Raw genomic sequence first — 947 nt, 5'->3', positions numbered from 1 at the left:
CGTCGGATTGGACTGCGTCTGAACTTTTTCAGACATGGCGTGGTCGGGGTTGTCGCCGCAACCTGGATCGAAATGGCCTGAGCAAGTGCACCGATTCGACCGTGCAAGACAGTTGCGCACCCTCACTGACAGATGCGCAACCGTTCGCGCACGCGATCTGACTGATCAGCAGCACGACGTCGTGCGGGCCGCCTGCTCCGTCTCCTCGGAGGATGCGCCGCCGCAGCAAACCCCACCTTCGGCAGTGCCGCCATCCGAATGCTGTGGGCTGGTGCCGAAAGTGTCGGAATCGGCTAGCACGGTATAAACCTCCCACTTCTCGCCACCCGGTCCGGTAACCCAGACCTTGTCTTGGGTGGCGAAGCAGCACGTCGTTCCGATTTCCTCGTCGGTGAACATTCCCTCACCCTGCAGGCGGGCGATCTCCTCATGCACCGTATCGCTGGACTGGACCTCGACGCCGAGGTGGTTGAGGGTGCCGCCTTGCCCCGGGTTCTCCAGGAGCACGAGCTTCAGCGGGGGCTCAGCGACGGCGAAATTGGCGTACCCCGGCTTGCGTTTCGCAGGCTGGATGTTGAAGAGCTTGGAGTAGAACAAGATTGCCTCGTCGAGGTTGTCGACGTTGAGGGCGAGTTGGACGCGCGACATGAGAGTGAACCTCCATAGGTGTGAGACATGTATCGAAACCGTCTGACGTCCCCAGGATGCCACCTTTTTGATATATGTCAAATCCCTGTGGCAGAATGGTGGGATGCCAAGAACACTGCCCGTGATCGACATTGCCGCGCCGGTATGTTGCTCGCCGCTGGCCGCTGGGCCGATGAGCGATGACGATGCGTTACGGGTAGCTCTGCGACTCAAGGCGTTGGCCGACCCCACTCGGGTCAAAATCATGTCGCTGCTGTTCAATTCGTCTGCTCGCGAGGAGAACACACGTGATCTCGCAA

1 protein-coding gene and 1 pseudogene are annotated in these 947 nt (G+C 60.1%); one reads left to right on the top strand and one right to left on the bottom strand.

Annotated features, from left to right (window positions below; all coding sequences use genetic code 11):
* Positions 1-165 precede the first annotated feature (165 nt).
* Positions 166-648 (bottom strand): ArsI/CadI family heavy metal resistance metalloenzyme, encoded by a 483-nt coding sequence (locus AC5Y5O_RS32090; protein WP_330981092.1) that lies wholly within the window; start codon positions 646-648, stop codon positions 166-168.
* A gap of 103 nt (positions 649-751) precedes the next feature.
* On the opposite strand from AC5Y5O_RS32090, the pseudogene AC5Y5O_RS32085 reads away from it, so the two are divergent.
* A pseudogene (locus tag AC5Y5O_RS32085) lies at positions 752-947 on the top strand (Rv2640c family ArsR-like transcriptional regulator); the annotation flags it as partial.

This window comes from Mycobacterium sp. NGS40 (genome assembly GCF_059812735.1).
This window is presented reverse-complemented; position numbering and strand designations above follow the sequence as displayed.